Genomic DNA, 15450 nt, shown 5'->3' on the forward strand with positions numbered 1-15450 from the left:
ATTGTCGCCTGCAGTAATTTAATTCGAGAGTAAATCAATGACCACAGAACATTCAGAACGTTTGCACATGCCAGTACTGGCGTTGCGGGACGTTGTTGTTTATCCGCACATGGTAATCCCACTTTTTGTCGGCCGGGCGAAATCCATTAAATGTTTAGATGCTGCTATGGAAAACGATAAGCAGATTTTCTTGGTGGCACAAAAAGACGCCGCTTTGGACGATCCAGCTGAAAGTGATTTGTATCGCATCGGTACCATTGCCACTATTTTACAATTGCTAAAATTGCCTGATGGCACTGTAAAGGTGTTAGTTGAAGGCGGCAAACGTGCGCAATTAGCTGAATTTACTGAAACAACAGAAAGCTTCGCCGCTTTTATTGATCCTGTAGTAACACAAGACATCGATAGCCGCGAGCAAGAAGTGTTTTTACGCTCGGCCATTAATCAGTTTGAAGGTTATATCAAACTGAATAAAAAGATCCCGCCAGAAGTGCTGACCGCCTTAAGCGGTATTGATGATGCGGCCCGTTTGGCTGACACCATGGCGGCGCATATGCCACTAAAAGTGGATGATAAGCAAAAAGTCTTAGAGCTGACCAATGTTACAGAGCGCATCGAGTATTTGATGGCGATGATGGAAAGTGAAATCGACATTTTGCAAGTTGAACGGCGTATTCGTAGCCGGGTAAAAAAGCAAATGGAGAAAAGCCAGCGCGAGTATTACCTGAACGAGCAAATGAAAGCGATCCAACGCGAATTGGGTGAGCTAGAAGATGCGCCGGATGAATTTGAAGCGTTAGCGAAAAAAATTACTGAAGCGAAAATGCCCGCTGAAGCCGAAACCAAAGCCAAAGCCGAACTGCAAAAGCTGAAGATGATGTCACCGATGTCAGCCGAAGCGACGGTGGTGCGCAGCTATATTGAATGGTTAACGCAGGTGCCGTGGCAAGCGCGGTCTAAAGTGAAGAAAAACTTAGCGATTGCTGAGCAAATTCTCAATGCCGACCATTATGGTTTAGATAAGGTTAAAGAGCGCATCATTGAGTATTTGGCGGTGCAACAGCGCGTAAATAAACTGAAAGGCCCGATCTTATGTCTTGTTGGCCCGCCGGGTGTGGGTAAAACCTCGTTGGGGCAATCTGTGGCAAAAGCTACTGGTCGTAAGTACGTTCGTATGGCACTTGGCGGCGTGCGTGATGAAGCCGAGATCCGGGGACACCGAAGAACCTATATCGGCTCAATGCCAGGCAAAATCATTCAGAAAATGGCAAAAGTGGGTGTCCGTAACCCATTATTCCTATTGGATGAAATTGACAAGATGGCTTCGGATTTCCGGGGCGATCCCGCTGCGGCGTTACTAGAGGTATTAGATCCTGAACAAAATGCTGCTTTTAGTGATCACTACCTAGAAGTGGATTATGACTTGTCAGATGTCATGTTCTTTGCAACCTCGAATAGCTTAAACATTCCAGCCGCGTTATTAGATCGGATGGAAGTGATTCGCTTATCGGGTTATACCGAAGACGAAAAACTGAACATTGCCCGTCAGCATTTAATCACTAAGCAAATTAGCCGCAATGGTTTAAAACCCACTGAAGTGGTGATTGAGGATAGTGCAGTCATTGGCATTATTCGTTATTACACCCGTGAGGCGGGCGTGCGTAGTTTAGAGCGCGAATTATCAAAGTTATGTCGCAAAGCGGTAAAACAAATCTTACTAAATAAAGATTTGAAAACTGTGGTGATTAATGACGCCAACTTAGAAGAGTTCCTCGGCGTGCATCGTTTTGATTACGGTAAAGCCGAAGACAGCAACCGCATTGGTCAGGTTACCGGTTTAGCCTGGACAGAAGTCGGGGGCGATTTACTAACGATTGAAGCGGCGGCCGTGGTCGGTAAAGGTAAATTAACCTATACCGGCTCGCTTGGCGACGTGATGAAAGAATCAATCCAAGCGGCGATGACGGTGGTACGAAGCCGTGCAGAAGCGCTGCGGATAAACGAAGACTTTTATGAGAAACGGGACATTCACGTGCACGTACCTGAAGGTGCAACGCCTAAAGATGGCCCTAGTGCCGGTATTGCCATGGTAACAGCGTTAGTGTCGGGTTTAACCGGTAACCCTGTTCGCGCCGATGTGGCGATGACGGGTGAAATTACTTTGCGCGGTGAAGTATTACCCATCGGTGGCTTGAAAGAGAAACTGTTGGCTGCGCACCGTGGTGGTATTAAACGGGTATTAATTCCGCATGATAACATTCGTGATCTAAAAGAAATCCCAGAAAATGTTAAAGGTGCCTTAGAAATTAAGCCGGTGAAATGGATTGAAGAAGTGCTAGAACTGGCCTTACAAGAGCCAATTGCTCGTGTTACGCCGGTTAATTCACCAAAAACAGCTGCAAAAAGCAAAAAAACCGAAAAAAATCCGGTTTAGGGGCTTTTTATTATCGTAGGCTGTGCTAAGTTATGGTCAGTTTCGGCCAAGCCCTTGTGTAGCAAGGGCTGCGGTCAAAGCCAAAATTATTAGTTTTCTCGTTTCTGCTGCTTGCAAGCAAAGTCGTTGCTTGTTATAACAAGCGGGCAACTTCTAAAACTAATAGCTTGACGTTGTAGAAAATAATAACAATTGAAGGGGATGATATTGTGAACAAGTCTCAACTTATCGACAAAATTGCTGCGAATGCAGATATTTCTAAGGCCGCAGCAGGTCGTGCTTTAGACGCGTTCATCGACGCGGTTACCGAAGCTCTTAAGGAAGGCGATTCTGTAGCTTTAGTTGGTTTTGGCACTTACACTGTACGCGAGCGTGCTGCCCGTACTGGCCGTAACCCACAAACTGGTGCTACTATTCAAATCGCTTCTGCGAAGATTCCTTCATTTAAGCCAGGTAAAGCGTTAAAAGACGCAGTAAACTAACAGTATTCTGCCCGGCGCGCCGGGGAGGGTCCTTAAGCCCGCAGACAATGCCAAGGCTTCTATAAAAAAGGCGCATCTGTTAAGATGCGCTTTTTTTTTAGCACAAACTTTTGTGTCACCGATAACAGAGAAAGAGCAAAGATGTTAGAACGAATCAGAGAAGGCTCGCAAGGATTGACCGCCAAAATCATTTTGGGCTTGGTTATCCTGACATTCGCCCTTGCCGGCGTTGGTAATTACCTAAGTACGCCAAGTGATGCAGTTGTTGCCGTGGTTAATGGTGATGACATTAGTCAGGTGCAGTATGAGCAAGCATTACAAAATGAACGTGCTCGTATGCAACAGCAGTTTGGTGAAATGTACGATATGTTAGCTGCCGATCCAGCGTATATGGCTAACTTTCGTAATGAAGTGTTAGAACGTCTAATTGATGAAACTTTACAAAAGCAATTTGCACGTAAGTTGGGTTTACGGGTAGGTGATGAACAAGTACGTGAAACCGTTACTGGCCTACCGGAATTCCAAGTTGATGGCGTGTTTAATCAAGACCGTTTTATTGCGTTATTACGCCAAGCCGGTTATCAACCTGCTGACTTCCGCGAAATGGTTCGGGAAGGTTTAGCCACGACCCAACTAATGCAAGGTTTAGTGGGCAGTGAGTTTGGTTTACCTGCCGAAATTAATTTATTGCTGTCGTTACAACAGCAAACACGTGACATTCGATATTTCACGGTGACTGCTGAACGTTTTGCAGAGCAAGTTAGTATCAGTGACGATATGCTGCAAGAGTACTATCAGCAAAATATCAGCCGTTTTATGACACCTGAGCAAATCTCTGCTGAGTATGTAGAATTGTCAGCGGCCAAGTTAGCGGAAGACATCGAAGTGACTGAGCAGCAAGTGGCTGATTACTATCAAGCTAACGCTGCACGCTATGGCACCGAAGAAAAGCGTGAATTTGCCCACATTATGCTGGAAAGCGAAAGTGAAGATGCTGCTATTGCTGCGCAAGCTGCTGCCTTATTAGCGGAATTACAACAAGGTGCAGATTTTGCTGAGTTAGCAAAAGCCCGCTCTGCCGATACCTTTTCTGCCGAAAATGGCGGTAATTTAGGTGAGTTGGTGGCCGGTCAAATGGACCCTGTGTTCGAAGAAGCCGCTTTTGCTCTAACAGAACTAGGCCAATTATCTGGCGTAGTGAAAAGTGAATATGGTTATCATATTATCAAGTTAGCCACGCTTGAGCCGGCAGTGACTAAACCTTTAGCTGAGGTTGCTGCAGAAATTGCGACAACGTTAAAAGCGGAGCAAGCCACGGCCTTATTTTATGATCTGCAACAGCGTTTAGCACAAGTCTCGTTTGAACAGCCCGACAACTTAGAAGAAGCCGCTGATGTGGTTGGCTTACAAGTTAAAAGTACTGGCTTATTTGAACGCGCTAATGCGGCAGAGCCCTTATCACAACCGGCTATTTTGAATCGGTTATTTGATTTGAACTTCATTGCCGAAGGCTTAAACAGCGATGTGATAGAAATTGCTCGGGAGCATGTTGTGGTGATGCGTGTTAAGGAGCATGTACCGGCACGTACCTTAGGTTTAAATGAAGTGCGCGCTGAAGTACAAAACGCATTACAACAAGCTGAAATGGCCAAACAAGCTGCTGCCTATGCTGCAGAGCTCGTCGCCGCAGGTGGCGATTTAGCCGTGATGGCCAGTAAAGCAGAATCGAGCATCGTTGCTAGTGCTGCCACGCCGCGTTTTGGTGGTAGTTTAGAAACAGAGGTACGCAGTAAAGCGTTTGCTATGCCAAGACCTATTAACGATCAAGTCAGTATTGACTCGGTGCAGTTAAGTAACGGTGATGTGGTATTAGTGGCTGTCGATGCGGTTACCCCTGCCAATATTAGCAGTGTGCCAGATACCAGCCAGTTAGAAGCGATTGCACGTCAGCAAGCAGAGCTGCATTATCAAGCGCTGATTGCCACTTTAAAAGCTGACGCTAAGATCACGCGTCAATTGCGCTCGGCTGATTTGAGTGAGCAGCTGTAAGCGCACAGAAACGGCGTTAACGCCAAAACACTGAAAAGGGAGCCAATTGGCTCCCTTTTTTATTCATTTGAGCACAGGCTGTGCTGGCGGCGTTTTTCTTGGGTGTTAACCGCTACTTTTAATTAAACGCTTGGTATAGTCATGTACGGGGTTATTGAACACCGCGGTGGTATTACCTACATCGACCATTTGTCCTTCATGTAACACCAGCATCTCATCACTAATATGACGTACCAAACGTAAGTTATTGGTAATTAATAAATACGCCAAGCCATTTTTTTGCTGTAGCTCAAGCAGCAAGTTAACAATTTGGGCGCGTAAAGAAGGATCCAGTGCGGTTAAGGCTTCATCTAAGATCAGCAACTTGGGATCGAGAATTAAGGCTCGTGCCAGCGCGACCCGTTGTAATTGCCCCCCGGAGAACATGTGCGGGTAGTACTCTGCATGTTCATCCAATAAACCCAAGGTGCGAAGGGTGCTACGGATTTTTACCCGGCGTTGCTCAGTATCTAAAATGGTACTAAGGCGCAGTACGTCTTCTAACATTTGCCCAACTTTTTGTAGCGGATTAAGTGAGTGACCAGCATCTTGAAAAATAAAACGGATAACGTGGTTATACTTTTTATAGTTAGTAATATCAACTTGCTGTCCTGACAGGCGAATAATGCCGCTATCGGGTTTTTCGATGCCCACTAACAACTTAGCCAAGGTGCTTTTACCTGAACCGGTTTCCCCGATAATTGCCAAGGTTTTACCGGTATCTAAGCTAAAGCTGACATCTTGTAAGGCAATAATTTTTTTACGGTTTAGCCCACGCTGTTTAAAATAGCATTTGCTAAGCTGTTCCACCTCGAGTAAGGCACTCATGATTCATCTCGCTTTTTCAGAGGGAAGTGGCAACTGTAATAATGATTTTGTAGTCGTTCTAGCACCGGTGTTTTCACACACTCTTTGCGAGCATTTGGGCAACGAGGCCCTAAGCGACAACCAATCGGTACATGTTGTAAGGTTGGAATACTGCCCGGTAATGCATACAGAGGTGTTTTATGGGCTAGGTTACTCTGAAATTCAGGTACGCTTTTAATCAGGGCATTAGTGTAGGGATGAAACGGGTGCTTCAGAATTTGGCTAGTTTCGCCGCTTTCTACTAATTGTCCACAATACAGCACACTAATATGTTGTGTGTAACGCGCGACACTCTCCAGTTCGTGGCTGATTAACAATACCGCCATGCCTTTTAATTGGTTAAAACTGGCCAGTAAACGAAACAGCTGCGCTTGGGTCGTACTTTCTAAGGCGGTGGTAGGCTCATCGGCAATAAGTAGTTTGGGGTTTTTCGCGATGGCCATGGCAATCATTACTTTTTGACAAATCCCCTCTGATAACTGATAGGGATAGCTTTGCATAATGCTTTTATGATCGCGGATCCCCACTTTGTGCAGCAAGGCGATGGCTCTTTTGCGCCGCAAAAAAGGTTTTTGCCACCAGCTACCGGTCAGCAGGTGGCTGGGGATGGCTTCTTCAAGTTGCTCACCAATTTCGGCGGTAGGATCCAAACTGCGGCTGGGCTCTTGATAAATCATGGCGATATCTCTACCGATAATTTGCCGCCGTTGTTCAGCCGTCACCCGCAGCATATCTTGGCCCATCCAGTTAAAGCGATCGGCGGTAACTTGCCAGCGACGATTGAGTACACCAACAATTGCTTTGGCTATCAAGCTTTTGCCTGAGCCCGATTCACCCACTAAGCCTCGTGTTTCGCCTTCGCGTAAACTGAGGCTCACGCGATCGACGGCGCGGATCAGCCCTTCAGGAGTTTCTAGTTCGATAGTCAGGTTTTTAATATCCAGCAGCAACATTAGCTTTCCCGCCGTTTTTGAATAGCCACTTTTAAACCATCACCTAATAAATTAACGGATAATACTGCCGCGAAAATGAGTAAGCCCGGTACTGCCACGCTGGCTGGCGCCACGTAGATCAGATCCATAGAATCACTGATCATCGCCCCCCATTCCGCGGTAGGCGCTTGTGCACCCAAGCCTAAAAAGCCCAGCGCCGCGATATCTAAGATCGCCGTGGATAAGGCCATGCTGCTCATGACCGTAATTTTTTCCCAGATATTTGGGATCACCACACGGGTTAACACCTGCCAGTTATTCGCACCATCTAAGCGGTAGGCGGTAACATAATCACGCTTTAACTGATCGGCAATGGCATTACGAATGCCGTGCACAAATTGTGGTAAGAGCGCCAAAATAATGGCCCAAGCGGTGTTAGCTAAACCAGGGCCTAAAATCGCCACGATAATAATCGCCAGCAATAATGAGGGAATCGTCAAAATCAGATCGAGTAAGTGATTAAAGACGCTGGATTTAACACCACGGCTCATACCGGCTAATGCGCCCAATGCCAAACCGGCCATTAAGCTGGCTAATACCGTTACTAAAGCTAAACCAAAGGTGTAGGTGGTGCCTTTGAGCATTCTCGAAAGCAGATCGCGTCCCAAGTCGTCGGTACCAAACGGGTATTGCACTAAGCCTTCTGGTGCCCAAGACGGCGGCAGTAGCAATAAATTATCGGCTTGAAAATACGGATCATGCGGGGTGATAAAGGGCGCAATAACACTGAAAAGTAAAAAACTGGCAAAGAGAGTTAACCCCACCAAAGCGCTGTGTTGCCGAGAGAACTCACGCCACAACTGTGCCAGTGGTGAGCGATTGTTTTCTTCTATGTAGAGACGAAATTTAGCCATGTTAAGACTTCCTGGCCAGTGGGTTAAACAGCGTATGCAGAATTTCAGTCAGCATATTAACAGTAATTACCAACGTGGAAATAATCATTAAACCCGATTGGATCGCGGGAAAGTTGCGCTGATAAATACTGTCTATTAACCAACGGCCTATCCCTGGCCACGAGAATATGACTTCAGTTAACATCGCTAGCGTGATGAGCGCGCTAAACTGCAAACCTATTTGCCGGATCACTGGTAACAACGCATTACGCAAGCCATGTCGATATAATACTTGTAGCCGGTTTAAGCCTTTGGCTTTGGCCGTTTTTATATAGTTTTGATCCCACACTTCAAGCATCGCATCGCGTACAAAGCGGATCATCACGGTAGTGGGGTAGGTAGCGAGGACGAAGGTGGGTAAGATTAAGTGTGTTAGCGCATCGTTGAAGGCTGCTTGTCGATAACTAACATCAGCATACATAATATCGAGCATAATAAAGCCGGTAACGTTGGGGATTTCATATAACACACCGATACGACCGCCGGAGGGAAACCAGCCGAGCCCAATACAAAAAAACATAATGAGTAACAAAGCCCACCAGAAAATCGGCAAGGAATAACCAATCAATGCCAGCCCAGAGATGGTCTTGCCAAATACCCCTTGCGGTTTAATGGCGGCTAAAATACCAAAGGGCACACCCAGCACAAAGGAAAGCAGTAGGGCGTAGGCCGTTAATTCTAAGGTGGCGGGCAGTACTTGCCATATTTCTTGTAACAGCGGTTGCTGACTGGCAAAGGATAAGCCCCAATTACCCGCGATAATGCGTTCAAGAAAAGCCAAATACTGTGCCAAGTATGATTGGTCAAGTCGATACTCACTGATCAGTAAATCGCGCTGTGTACTTTCGATATAACGCAGACCACTGAAGTTTTGTAACGGATCTCCAGGAAATAAATAACCGAGCGCAAAAGCAAAGATACTTAGACCTAACAAGACGGTGCCAAGCAAAAACAAGCGACGTAATAAAAAAACAATCATGGTAGCACCCGCTTAGCGGCAAACAGCGCGATGCCACCGTAAGGGTTAATGATAACGCCTTCAACATTAGCATTAATGGCCTGAAAACGCTGCGAGTGCGCAATCGCCACTAAGGGCATTTCTGCATGTAAATGGCGTTGTGCTGCAAGATAATAAGCGCGGCGCGCTTCTTGGTTGTCAGTACTGAGCGCTTGACTCAGCAATAAATCAAAGGTCGGATCACACCACAATGCGCGATTACTTCCGCTATCGGCTGCGGCACAGCTTAGTAGCGGGCTAAAGAAATTATCAGGATCTGGGTTATCAGCGGCCCAGCCAATTAACACCGAATCATGCTCACCTTCGGATAATTTACGCCGAAAGGTGTTCCACTCATAACTCACTATATTGGCGGTTACGCCAATATTAGCCAGATCGGCTTGGATCAGTTCCGCCATTTTTAACGCATTGGGATTATACAAACGCTGCACCGGCATCGCCCAGATATCCATGCTAAAGCCTGCAGCTAAACCGCTTTCTGCCAACAACTCGCGTGCGCGTTGTGGATTGTATTCTGCGTCGGGGAGCTTTTGCTCAAAGGCCCACGAGGTTGGCGGTAAGATCCCCTTGGCCGCAGTGGCTTGATTAAAATATACCGCCTGTAAAATCGCGCTTTGATTAATCGCTATTGCCAACGCTTGGCGCACTTTAACTTGGTCAAATGGCGCTTTGGTGGTGTTAAAAGCCCAAAAACCCACGTTCATGCTGGTGCTTTCTTGCACTTTAACATCGGGACGTTCGCTAATCAGCGTAAGCTCCGCCAGACGCGGAAAGGCCACGATATCACATTCATGCGTCAGCAATTTTGCCATGCGTTTGGCATTATTGGGCACAATATCAAATACCAATTGTTCCATCGCCGATTGGCCACGCCAATAGTCAGTATTGCGATATAGACGTACCAGCACATCTTTTTGATATTCACGAAAGCGAAATGGTCCCGTACCAATCGGTCGACTATCTAACAAAGCCTGCTGCCCATGGGTTAAAAGGTTTGCGGCATACTCGGCAGATAAAATCGCAGCAAAGTCCGTTGCTAGGTTAGATAAAAACGAGCTGTCAGGACGAGTCAGCTCAAAGCGCACCTGATTAGGAGCTATAGCGCTAACCTGCTGTACTAAATCGGCCCAGTTAACGCTTTGAAAGTACGGATAGTTGCCGCCACCTAAAAAGTGATAAGGATGGCTGGGCTCCATTATTCGCTCAAAAGTAAAGACAACATCATCCGCGTTGAAGGGCCTACTTGGGTTAAAAAAACGGGTTTGATGAAATTTAACATCTTGGCGTAAGGTGAAGTCATAGATCAGGCCATCGGCCGAGCGTTGCCAAGACACCGCTAAGCCAGGCAGCAAGTTACCGTTCTCAGGATCGATATCCAGTAAACGATCATAAAGTTGCTGGCTGATGATATCGATAGTCGTGCCTGAGGTCACCCGCTGAGGATTAAAGTGTTCAGGTGGTCCTTCTGCGCAATACACTAAGCCCGAGCGCACCGTCTCGGGAACGTCTTGCTGGCACCCGGCGAGCCAAATAACACTGGCTAACACCGCGATTAATCGAATTTTCATGCTTGTTGGCTATCCAGCAGCTGATATTTTTTCATATAACCTCTTAACTGATGATAAGTCAGTCCTAGCATCTCTGCTGTTTTTTTCTGATTATACTGGCTTGCCGCCAAAGCTTGCTTGATTAAATTGATTTCAAAATCTTGCGACAGGATTTTAAAATCCAAAGGTTGGCTAAAGTCATGTTCGGTGGCCGAAGGCGGCGCAGATGAATTAGACGAGGGGCTTGCGTGCTCAGTTGTTTTATCCACAGCGGCTGGCGCTTTCGCGACATGGCTAGTCTTGGTCCGTTTTTGTGGGCGAAACGCCGATTCAAAAGGATCAAGTTGGATCTCATGTACCGGCACATAAGCATTATTATTGCGATATACCGCGCGCTCAACCACGTTTTTTAATTCGCGGACATTACCCGGCCAGTCATAATCGAGAAGGGTGCGTTTTGCCCGCTCAGTAAAACCACTAAATAGCTCTAGGCCTAACTCGCGTACCATATTCATAGCAAAATGCTCGGCCAGTTGCATAATATCTTCACGGCGTTCACGCATCGGTGGCAAGGTGATCACATCAAAAGCGAGGCGGTCAAGTAAGTCGGCACGAAACTCGCCTAGCTCCGCCATTGACGGTAAATCTTCGTTGGTTGCGCAAATCAGGCGCACATCGACTCGGATCGGTCGACTGCCGCCAACACGTTCAAACTCACCATATTCAATGACCCGCAGCAGTTTTTCTTGCACCATCGCGGGGGTATTCGCCAGTTCATCTAGAAATAAGGTACCACCACTGGCCCGTTCAAAGCGGCCTTCATGGCGTTTACTGGCACCGGTAAAAGCGCCGGCTTCATGGCCAAATAGCTCACTTTCAAGCAGGTTTTCGTTCAGCGCGGCGCAGTTAAGCGTTTGATATTGTTGATCCCAGCGTTTAGATAGAAAATGTAGGCGAGCGGCAATCAGTTCTTTACCCGTACCGCGTTCACCAATGATTAAAACCGGTTTATCCAGCGGGGCCAATTGCGACACCTGATCAAGCACGTTTAAAAAGCTGTTGGCTTGGCCGATGAGATTATCTTGCCGAAACTTTTGATTCATGGTGAGCTATTAGTTGGTTAAATTAACTAATTTATAGTGTATTTCATAACCGCCGGTAGGAACAGTTTTATTTTTATTTTAAATAAACTTGTTTATATTCATTAATTTAAAATTTATTTCCAAGTTGGCAAGGAATCTGAATAAGGTTAAGGGGTAAACACTATTTACTTAACGCAGAGGATTACATTATGGGCATTTTTTCCCGCTTTTCCGATATCGTCAACTCGAATATCAACGCACTACTGGATAAAGCTGAAGATCCAGAAAAAATGGTGCGGTTAATCATCCAAGAAATGGAAGACACCTTAGTCGAAGTGCGTTCTTCATCGGCTAAAACGATCGCTGAGAAAAAAGAATTACAGCGTGTGGTTAATCGCTTGCATGAAGAAGTGAACGATTGGCAAGCTAAAGCCGAATTAGCCTTATCGAAAGATCGCGATGATTTAGCGCGCGCCGCTTTGATTGAACGGCAAAAAGCCCAAACGCAAGCGGATGCGGTAAGCCGTGATATCGCTAATCTGGATGAACATATCAGTAAGTTGCAGGATGAAGTCTCGCAGCTGCAAGAAAAACTGGCGGATGCCAAAGCACGCCAAAAAAGTATGCTGATGCGCCAGCAAACGGTGGCGAATCGTTTAGAAGTGAAGAAAACCCTAGATAGCACTAAGCTGAATGATGCGATGTATCGCTTTGAACGCTATGAGCAAAAAATTGATAACTTAGAAGCGCAGGTTGAAGCCTACGACTTAGGCAAAAAGACCTTAAAAGACGAGTTCGCTGAACTGGCGGCGCAAGATAAGATTGATCACGAATTGGCTGCTTTAAAAGCCAAGATACAGCAAGGTTCTAAAGACGCCTGATGACAGGCGTCGTTTCAAAAGGGTTAAACCATGGATTTACATGAATTAATTTTTGTGCCACTGATACTGTTTATGCTTTTTGTGGCACCGCTGTGGGTAATTATGCATTATCGCAGTAAAAATAAAATTAAGCAGGGGCTCTCGGCCAGTGAGTTAGAGCAATTAAATGAACTGGCGCATCGCGCTGAAAAAATGTCGGAGCGTATTAAAACACTAGAAGCGATTTTAGATGCAGAAAGTCCACGTTGGAGGACGCAACATGATTAAGAAAAGAGCTGAATTACTGCGCGATGATGAAAATGGCAAGATCGCGGGTGTGTGTGCCGGTATCGCTGATTACTTCGGCTGGGAAATTTGGCTGGTGCGCATTATTACCATTTCTGCCGCTTTTCTTGGTGCAGGTGGTTTAGTATTTGTACTCTATATTGCAGCTTGGGTGGTGCTTGAAAAAAAGTCACTGGCTCAACCGCCAACAGCCGGGGCAGGCAGTTCCATTTATAATGGGAAATCGGTTGAGCTTAAAACGCGAGTCTGGCAACGTGGTGAGTCGCCAAAACAGGCGTTACAGCATTTAAACCACCAGTTTAATAGCATGGAGTTGACGTTGCGTGATATGGAGCGGCATGTGACCTCAAGCCACTTTCAGTTAAATCGAGAGTTTAATAACCTCTGATGTCTTTACAGACTAAGCGAGTATTATGAGTTGGTTAGAAAGCATTCAGTATCAAAGTCAACAATGGGGCCAACGCGCACTGGATCGGCATTTGCGCCTTGGTGTGACGGGGCTCAGTGGTGCTGGAAAAACCGCATTTATTACTTCCTTAGTACATCAATTGACGCTGGGTGATCAGCCAGAACATTTGCCGTTTTTTGCTGTGGTGCAACAAGGGCGCTATTTAGGGGGGCGGCTAGCCAACAACCAACCGTTGGCTTTTCCGCGGTTTCCTTATGAACAAAACGTGCAGTATTTACAGCAACAGCCAGCAACATGGCCACCGTCTACGGCTGGTTGGAGCCAATTAAACCTCACCTTACGTTACAAATCAGCCGCGGGCTGGCGCTCGAAGATCCAACAGCGCAGTGAGTTACAACTGGAGCTTGTCGATTACCCTGGTGAATGGTTACTTGACCTTCCAATGTTGCAGCAAGATTATCAGCAGTGGTCAACGTTTTGTTGGACGCTGTTTGAGCAGCCACATCGTCAAGCTGAAGCACAGGTTTTTGCGGACTTGCTAGCCAATACCGATTTAAACGATGTCAGCGAATTGCAACTGCAACGTTTAACCGATGCTTATTTAAATTTATTACACACTTTTCGCGAGAATGCGGCGACGTTTTTGCATCAACCCGGTCGTTTATTAGTGCCTGGCGAATTAGCCGGCGCGCCAATGTTAAAACTCTTTCCGCTGTTACCGGCGCAATTAAAGCAGGATAGCCCGTTGTTGCAACAACTCAGCGAGCATTATCACAGCTATTGTGATTACGTGATTAAACCCTTTTATCGACAGCATTTTTCCCGCTTAGATCGTCAAGTCGTGTTAGTGGATTGCTTATCCGCATTGAATGCAGGCTTCGCCGCTATACAAGAATTACAGCAGGCCTTAGGTTTAATTATGCAAAGCTTTCGCTATGGCCCCGCCAGTATTCTGGGCCGCTTATTTAAACCCCAGATTAATAAAGTGCTGTTTGCCGCCAGTAAGGCCGATCATGTCACACCCGAGCAACATAAAGCCCTGACGTTATTATTGCAGCAGCTTTTACAACAGCCGATTAAACATAGCCATTATGCGTCAGCAAAAAGTGAGGCCATGGCCTTAGCGGCGATTCGTGCTAGTAGCGCCGGATTTGTGCAACACGCTGGGCAAAAAAGCCCTTGTATCAGTGGTGTTGAGTTAGATAGCGGAAATAAGGTCACGCTGTTTCCAGGTGAGGTACCCGCTAAACTGCCGGATACGGCCTTATTTAACCGGCATCCTTTTCAATTTCCGGCGCTCGCGCCGTTGCAACACAGCGGACAACAACCAATGCCACATGTGCGGATGGATCACGCCTTGGAGTTTCTACTAGGAGACAAATTACAATGACGGATTTAAAGCCTGCGCAACGCTTTAGCGATGTAGCCGATGTGAATAGTCCTTTGTTACAACCGCGTGCACAGTTTAGCGAACACGCAATACAGCCAGAGCTACCAGAGCCCAGCGAGCTTGCCAGCGAGCCCGGTTCACGCCTCGTTAGCAAGTTAATGTATGTGGGTGTCGTGTTGGTACTAGTGTTGGCGATAGGGCAATGGTTAGCGTGGTGGCAACAAAGTTGGCAAGCCAGTATACCGATGGCAATACTCAGTAGCTTACTCAGTGTGGTGCTTGGTAGTGTCGTGTTGATCGTGGGTTTTAGAGAGTGGCAGTTATGGCGGCGTTTAAAGCAAAATCAGCGTTGGCAGCAACAAGCCGCAAGGATCAATGACAGCGTGCAGTTTGGTGAAGCACCAGCTTTATGCCAAGACATGTTAGCGGTTTTACCTCCGAGTAGCTCGTTAACCGCAGCAACTGCGCGTTGGCAGCAAGCGCTGACGCCCGAGCACAGTGATCAAGAGCAGCTTAATTTATTTAATCAGTTGGTGCTAAGCGATGCCGATACCAAAGCGCGGCAGGTTATTTGGCGCGCCAGTACCGATAGCAGTTTGGCGGTGGCGATCAGTCCTTTTGCCTTGGCCGATATGTTATTGGTGTTATGGCGCAGCAGTCGCATGTTACGCGAATTAGCGCAGGTATATGGTGCGCCTATTGGTCAATTACGCAGTATGGCGATGTTAAAACGAACTTTTACCGCCTTATTGTGGGCGGGCGGCTCTGAGGTGGTGCTGGATATGGCGTCGGATGTGCTCAGTAGTGAGTTGACGGCGAAAATTTCAGCCCGCGCTGGGCAAGGCGTGATTGCCGGTTTGTTGGTAGCCCGTATTGGCAGTTTAGCGCAGCAGCAATTACGCCCTTTACCCCTGCAAGTGAACCAAAAGGTCAGTGTTAGCGAATTAGCCAAAGTCTTAGTAGGGCGCTTTAAAGGCCAGACTGCAACTGACAATAAAAGCTGACAATCTTAACTGGTAAGATATGTTGTTGCTTCAGACAGCAAGCCGTCTGGCTTGCTTCCCTTTCTGCTGGCGCGAGTT

Annotated in this window: 14 protein-coding genes; 8 read left to right on the top strand and 6 right to left on the bottom strand. The window is 46.8% G+C overall.

Going from position 1 to position 15450, the window contains the following annotated elements; translation table 11 throughout:
- The first annotated feature begins 37 nt into the window (after positions 1 to 37).
- From lon to JAO78_RS02655, 3 genes are all read left to right on the top strand, one after another.
- The gene (gene lon / locus JAO78_RS02645; protein ID WP_226749792.1) at positions 38 to 2434 is read left to right on the top strand and encodes an endopeptidase La; all 2397 of its coding nucleotides are present in this window, start codon (positions 38 to 40) and stop codon (positions 2432 to 2434) included.
- A 209-nt stretch (positions 2435 to 2643) separates the two neighbouring features.
- Complete coding sequence (gene hupB / locus JAO78_RS02650; protein WP_226749793.1) at positions 2644 to 2916, top strand: nucleoid-associated protein HU-beta; 273 nt, start codon at positions 2644 to 2646, stop codon at positions 2914 to 2916.
- Positions 2917 to 3057: 141 nt separating this feature from the next.
- Positions 3058 to 4965: a SurA N-terminal domain-containing protein gene (locus tag JAO78_RS02655; RefSeq protein WP_226749794.1), complete on the top strand. Its 1908-nt coding sequence runs from the start codon at positions 3058 to 3060 to the stop codon at positions 4963 to 4965.
- A gap of 105 nt (positions 4966 to 5070) precedes the next feature.
- Here the strand turns inward: JAO78_RS02655 and JAO78_RS02660 are convergent, their stop codons facing one another.
- Genes JAO78_RS02660 through pspF form a run of 6 tightly spaced genes read right to left on the bottom strand, consistent with a single transcriptional unit; the run spans position 5071 to position 11424 of the window.
- Positions 5071 to 5832: an ATP-binding cassette domain-containing protein gene (locus JAO78_RS02660; protein WP_226749795.1), complete on the bottom strand. Its 762-nt coding sequence runs from the start codon at positions 5830 to 5832 to the stop codon at positions 5071 to 5073.
- On the bottom strand, positions 5829 to 6824 hold the full coding sequence (locus JAO78_RS02665) for a peptide ABC transporter ATP-binding protein (protein ID WP_226749796.1): 996 nt from the start codon (positions 6822 to 6824) through the stop codon (positions 5829 to 5831). The genes JAO78_RS02660 and JAO78_RS02665 overlap by 4 nt, the downstream gene beginning before the upstream one ends.
- A complete protein-coding gene (locus JAO78_RS02670; RefSeq protein ID WP_226749797.1) occupies positions 6824 to 7717 on the bottom strand; it encodes an ABC transporter permease subunit in 894 nt (297 codons plus the stop codon). Before JAO78_RS02670 ends, JAO78_RS02665 begins: the two co-directional genes overlap by 1 nt.
- Position 7718: 1 nt before the next feature.
- Positions 7719 to 8735 (bottom strand): ABC transporter permease, encoded by a 1017-nt coding sequence (locus JAO78_RS02675; protein ID WP_226749798.1) that lies wholly within the window; start codon positions 8733 to 8735, stop codon positions 7719 to 7721.
- Positions 8732 to 10342: an ABC transporter substrate-binding protein gene (locus JAO78_RS02680; RefSeq protein WP_226749799.1), complete on the bottom strand. Its 1611-nt coding sequence runs from the start codon at positions 10340 to 10342 to the stop codon at positions 8732 to 8734. The genes JAO78_RS02675 and JAO78_RS02680 overlap by 4 nt, the downstream gene beginning before the upstream one ends.
- The gene (gene pspF, locus JAO78_RS02685) at positions 10339 to 11424 is read right to left on the bottom strand and encodes a phage shock protein operon transcriptional activator (RefSeq protein ID WP_226749800.1); all 1086 of its coding nucleotides are present in this window, start codon (positions 11422 to 11424) and stop codon (positions 10339 to 10341) included. Before pspF ends, JAO78_RS02680 begins: the two co-directional genes overlap by 4 nt.
- A 188-nt stretch (positions 11425 to 11612) precedes the next feature.
- On the opposite strand from pspF, the gene pspA reads away from it, so the two are divergent.
- Genes pspA through JAO78_RS02710 form a run of 5 tightly spaced genes read left to right on the top strand, consistent with a single transcriptional unit; the run spans position 11613 to position 15372 of the window.
- Entirely contained in the window at positions 11613 to 12284 is a 672-nt protein-coding gene (gene pspA / locus JAO78_RS02690) for a phage shock protein PspA (protein ID WP_226749801.1), read from the top strand.
- 30 nt (positions 12285 to 12314) lie between these two features.
- Positions 12315 to 12551 carry an envelope stress response membrane protein PspB gene (pspB, locus tag JAO78_RS02695; protein WP_226749802.1) on the top strand — a complete coding sequence of 79 codons (237 nt, stop codon included), beginning with the start codon at positions 12315 to 12317 and terminating at the stop codon, positions 12549 to 12551.
- Positions 12544 to 12957, top strand: a complete 414-nt coding sequence (gene pspC / locus JAO78_RS02700) for an envelope stress response membrane protein PspC (protein WP_226749803.1) — start codon at positions 12544 to 12546, stop codon at positions 12955 to 12957. The genes pspB and pspC overlap by 8 nt, the downstream gene beginning before the upstream one ends.
- Positions 12958 to 12982: 25 nt before the next feature.
- On the top strand, positions 12983 to 14368 hold the full coding sequence (locus tag JAO78_RS02705) for a YcjX family GTP-binding protein (RefSeq protein WP_226749804.1): 1386 nt from the start codon (positions 12983 to 12985) through the stop codon (positions 14366 to 14368).
- A complete protein-coding gene (locus JAO78_RS02710; RefSeq protein WP_226749805.1) occupies positions 14365 to 15372 on the top strand; it encodes a TIGR01620 family protein in 1008 nt (335 codons plus the stop codon). Before JAO78_RS02705 ends, JAO78_RS02710 begins: the two co-directional genes overlap by 4 nt.
- The last annotated feature ends 78 nt before the right edge of the window (positions 15373 to 15450 follow it).

It is taken from the genome of Alishewanella maricola, assembly GCF_016343785.1.
Taxonomy (GTDB): Bacteria; Pseudomonadota; Gammaproteobacteria; order Enterobacterales; family Alteromonadaceae; genus Alishewanella; species Alishewanella maricola.

Coding starts and splice junctions, on each gene's coding strand:
- JAO78_RS02665 (WP_226749796.1), bottom strand. CDS start 6,824: ATGTTGCTGCTGGATATTAAAAACCTGACTATCGAACTAGAAACTCCT.
- lon (WP_226749792.1), top strand. CDS start 38: ATGACCACAGAACATTCAGAACGTTTGCACATGCCAGTACTGGCGTTG.
- JAO78_RS02710 (WP_226749805.1), top strand. CDS start 14,365: ATGACGGATTTAAAGCCTGCGCAACGCTTTAGCGATGTAGCCGATGTG.
- JAO78_RS02675 (WP_226749798.1), bottom strand. CDS start 8,735: ATGATTGTTTTTTTATTACGTCGCTTGTTTTTGCTTGGCACCGTCTTG.
- pspC (WP_226749803.1), top strand. CDS start 12,544: ATGATTAAGAAAAGAGCTGAATTACTGCGCGATGATGAAAATGGCAAG.
- JAO78_RS02670 (WP_226749797.1), bottom strand. CDS start 7,717: ATGGCTAAATTTCGTCTCTACATAGAAGAAAACAATCGCTCACCACTG.
- JAO78_RS02705 (WP_226749804.1), top strand. CDS start 12,983: ATGAGTTGGTTAGAAAGCATTCAGTATCAAAGTCAACAATGGGGCCAA.
- pspA (WP_226749801.1), top strand. CDS start 11,613: ATGGGCATTTTTTCCCGCTTTTCCGATATCGTCAACTCGAATATCAAC.
- JAO78_RS02680 (WP_226749799.1), bottom strand. CDS start 10,342: ATGAAAATTCGATTAATCGCGGTGTTAGCCAGTGTTATTTGGCTCGCC.
- pspF (WP_226749800.1), bottom strand. CDS start 11,424: ATGAATCAAAAGTTTCGGCAAGATAATCTCATCGGCCAAGCCAACAGC.
- JAO78_RS02660 (WP_226749795.1), bottom strand. CDS start 5,832: ATGAGTGCCTTACTCGAGGTGGAACAGCTTAGCAAATGCTATTTTAAA.
- pspB (WP_226749802.1), top strand. CDS start 12,315: ATGGATTTACATGAATTAATTTTTGTGCCACTGATACTGTTTATGCTT.
- JAO78_RS02655 (WP_226749794.1), top strand. CDS start 3,058: ATGTTAGAACGAATCAGAGAAGGCTCGCAAGGATTGACCGCCAAAATC.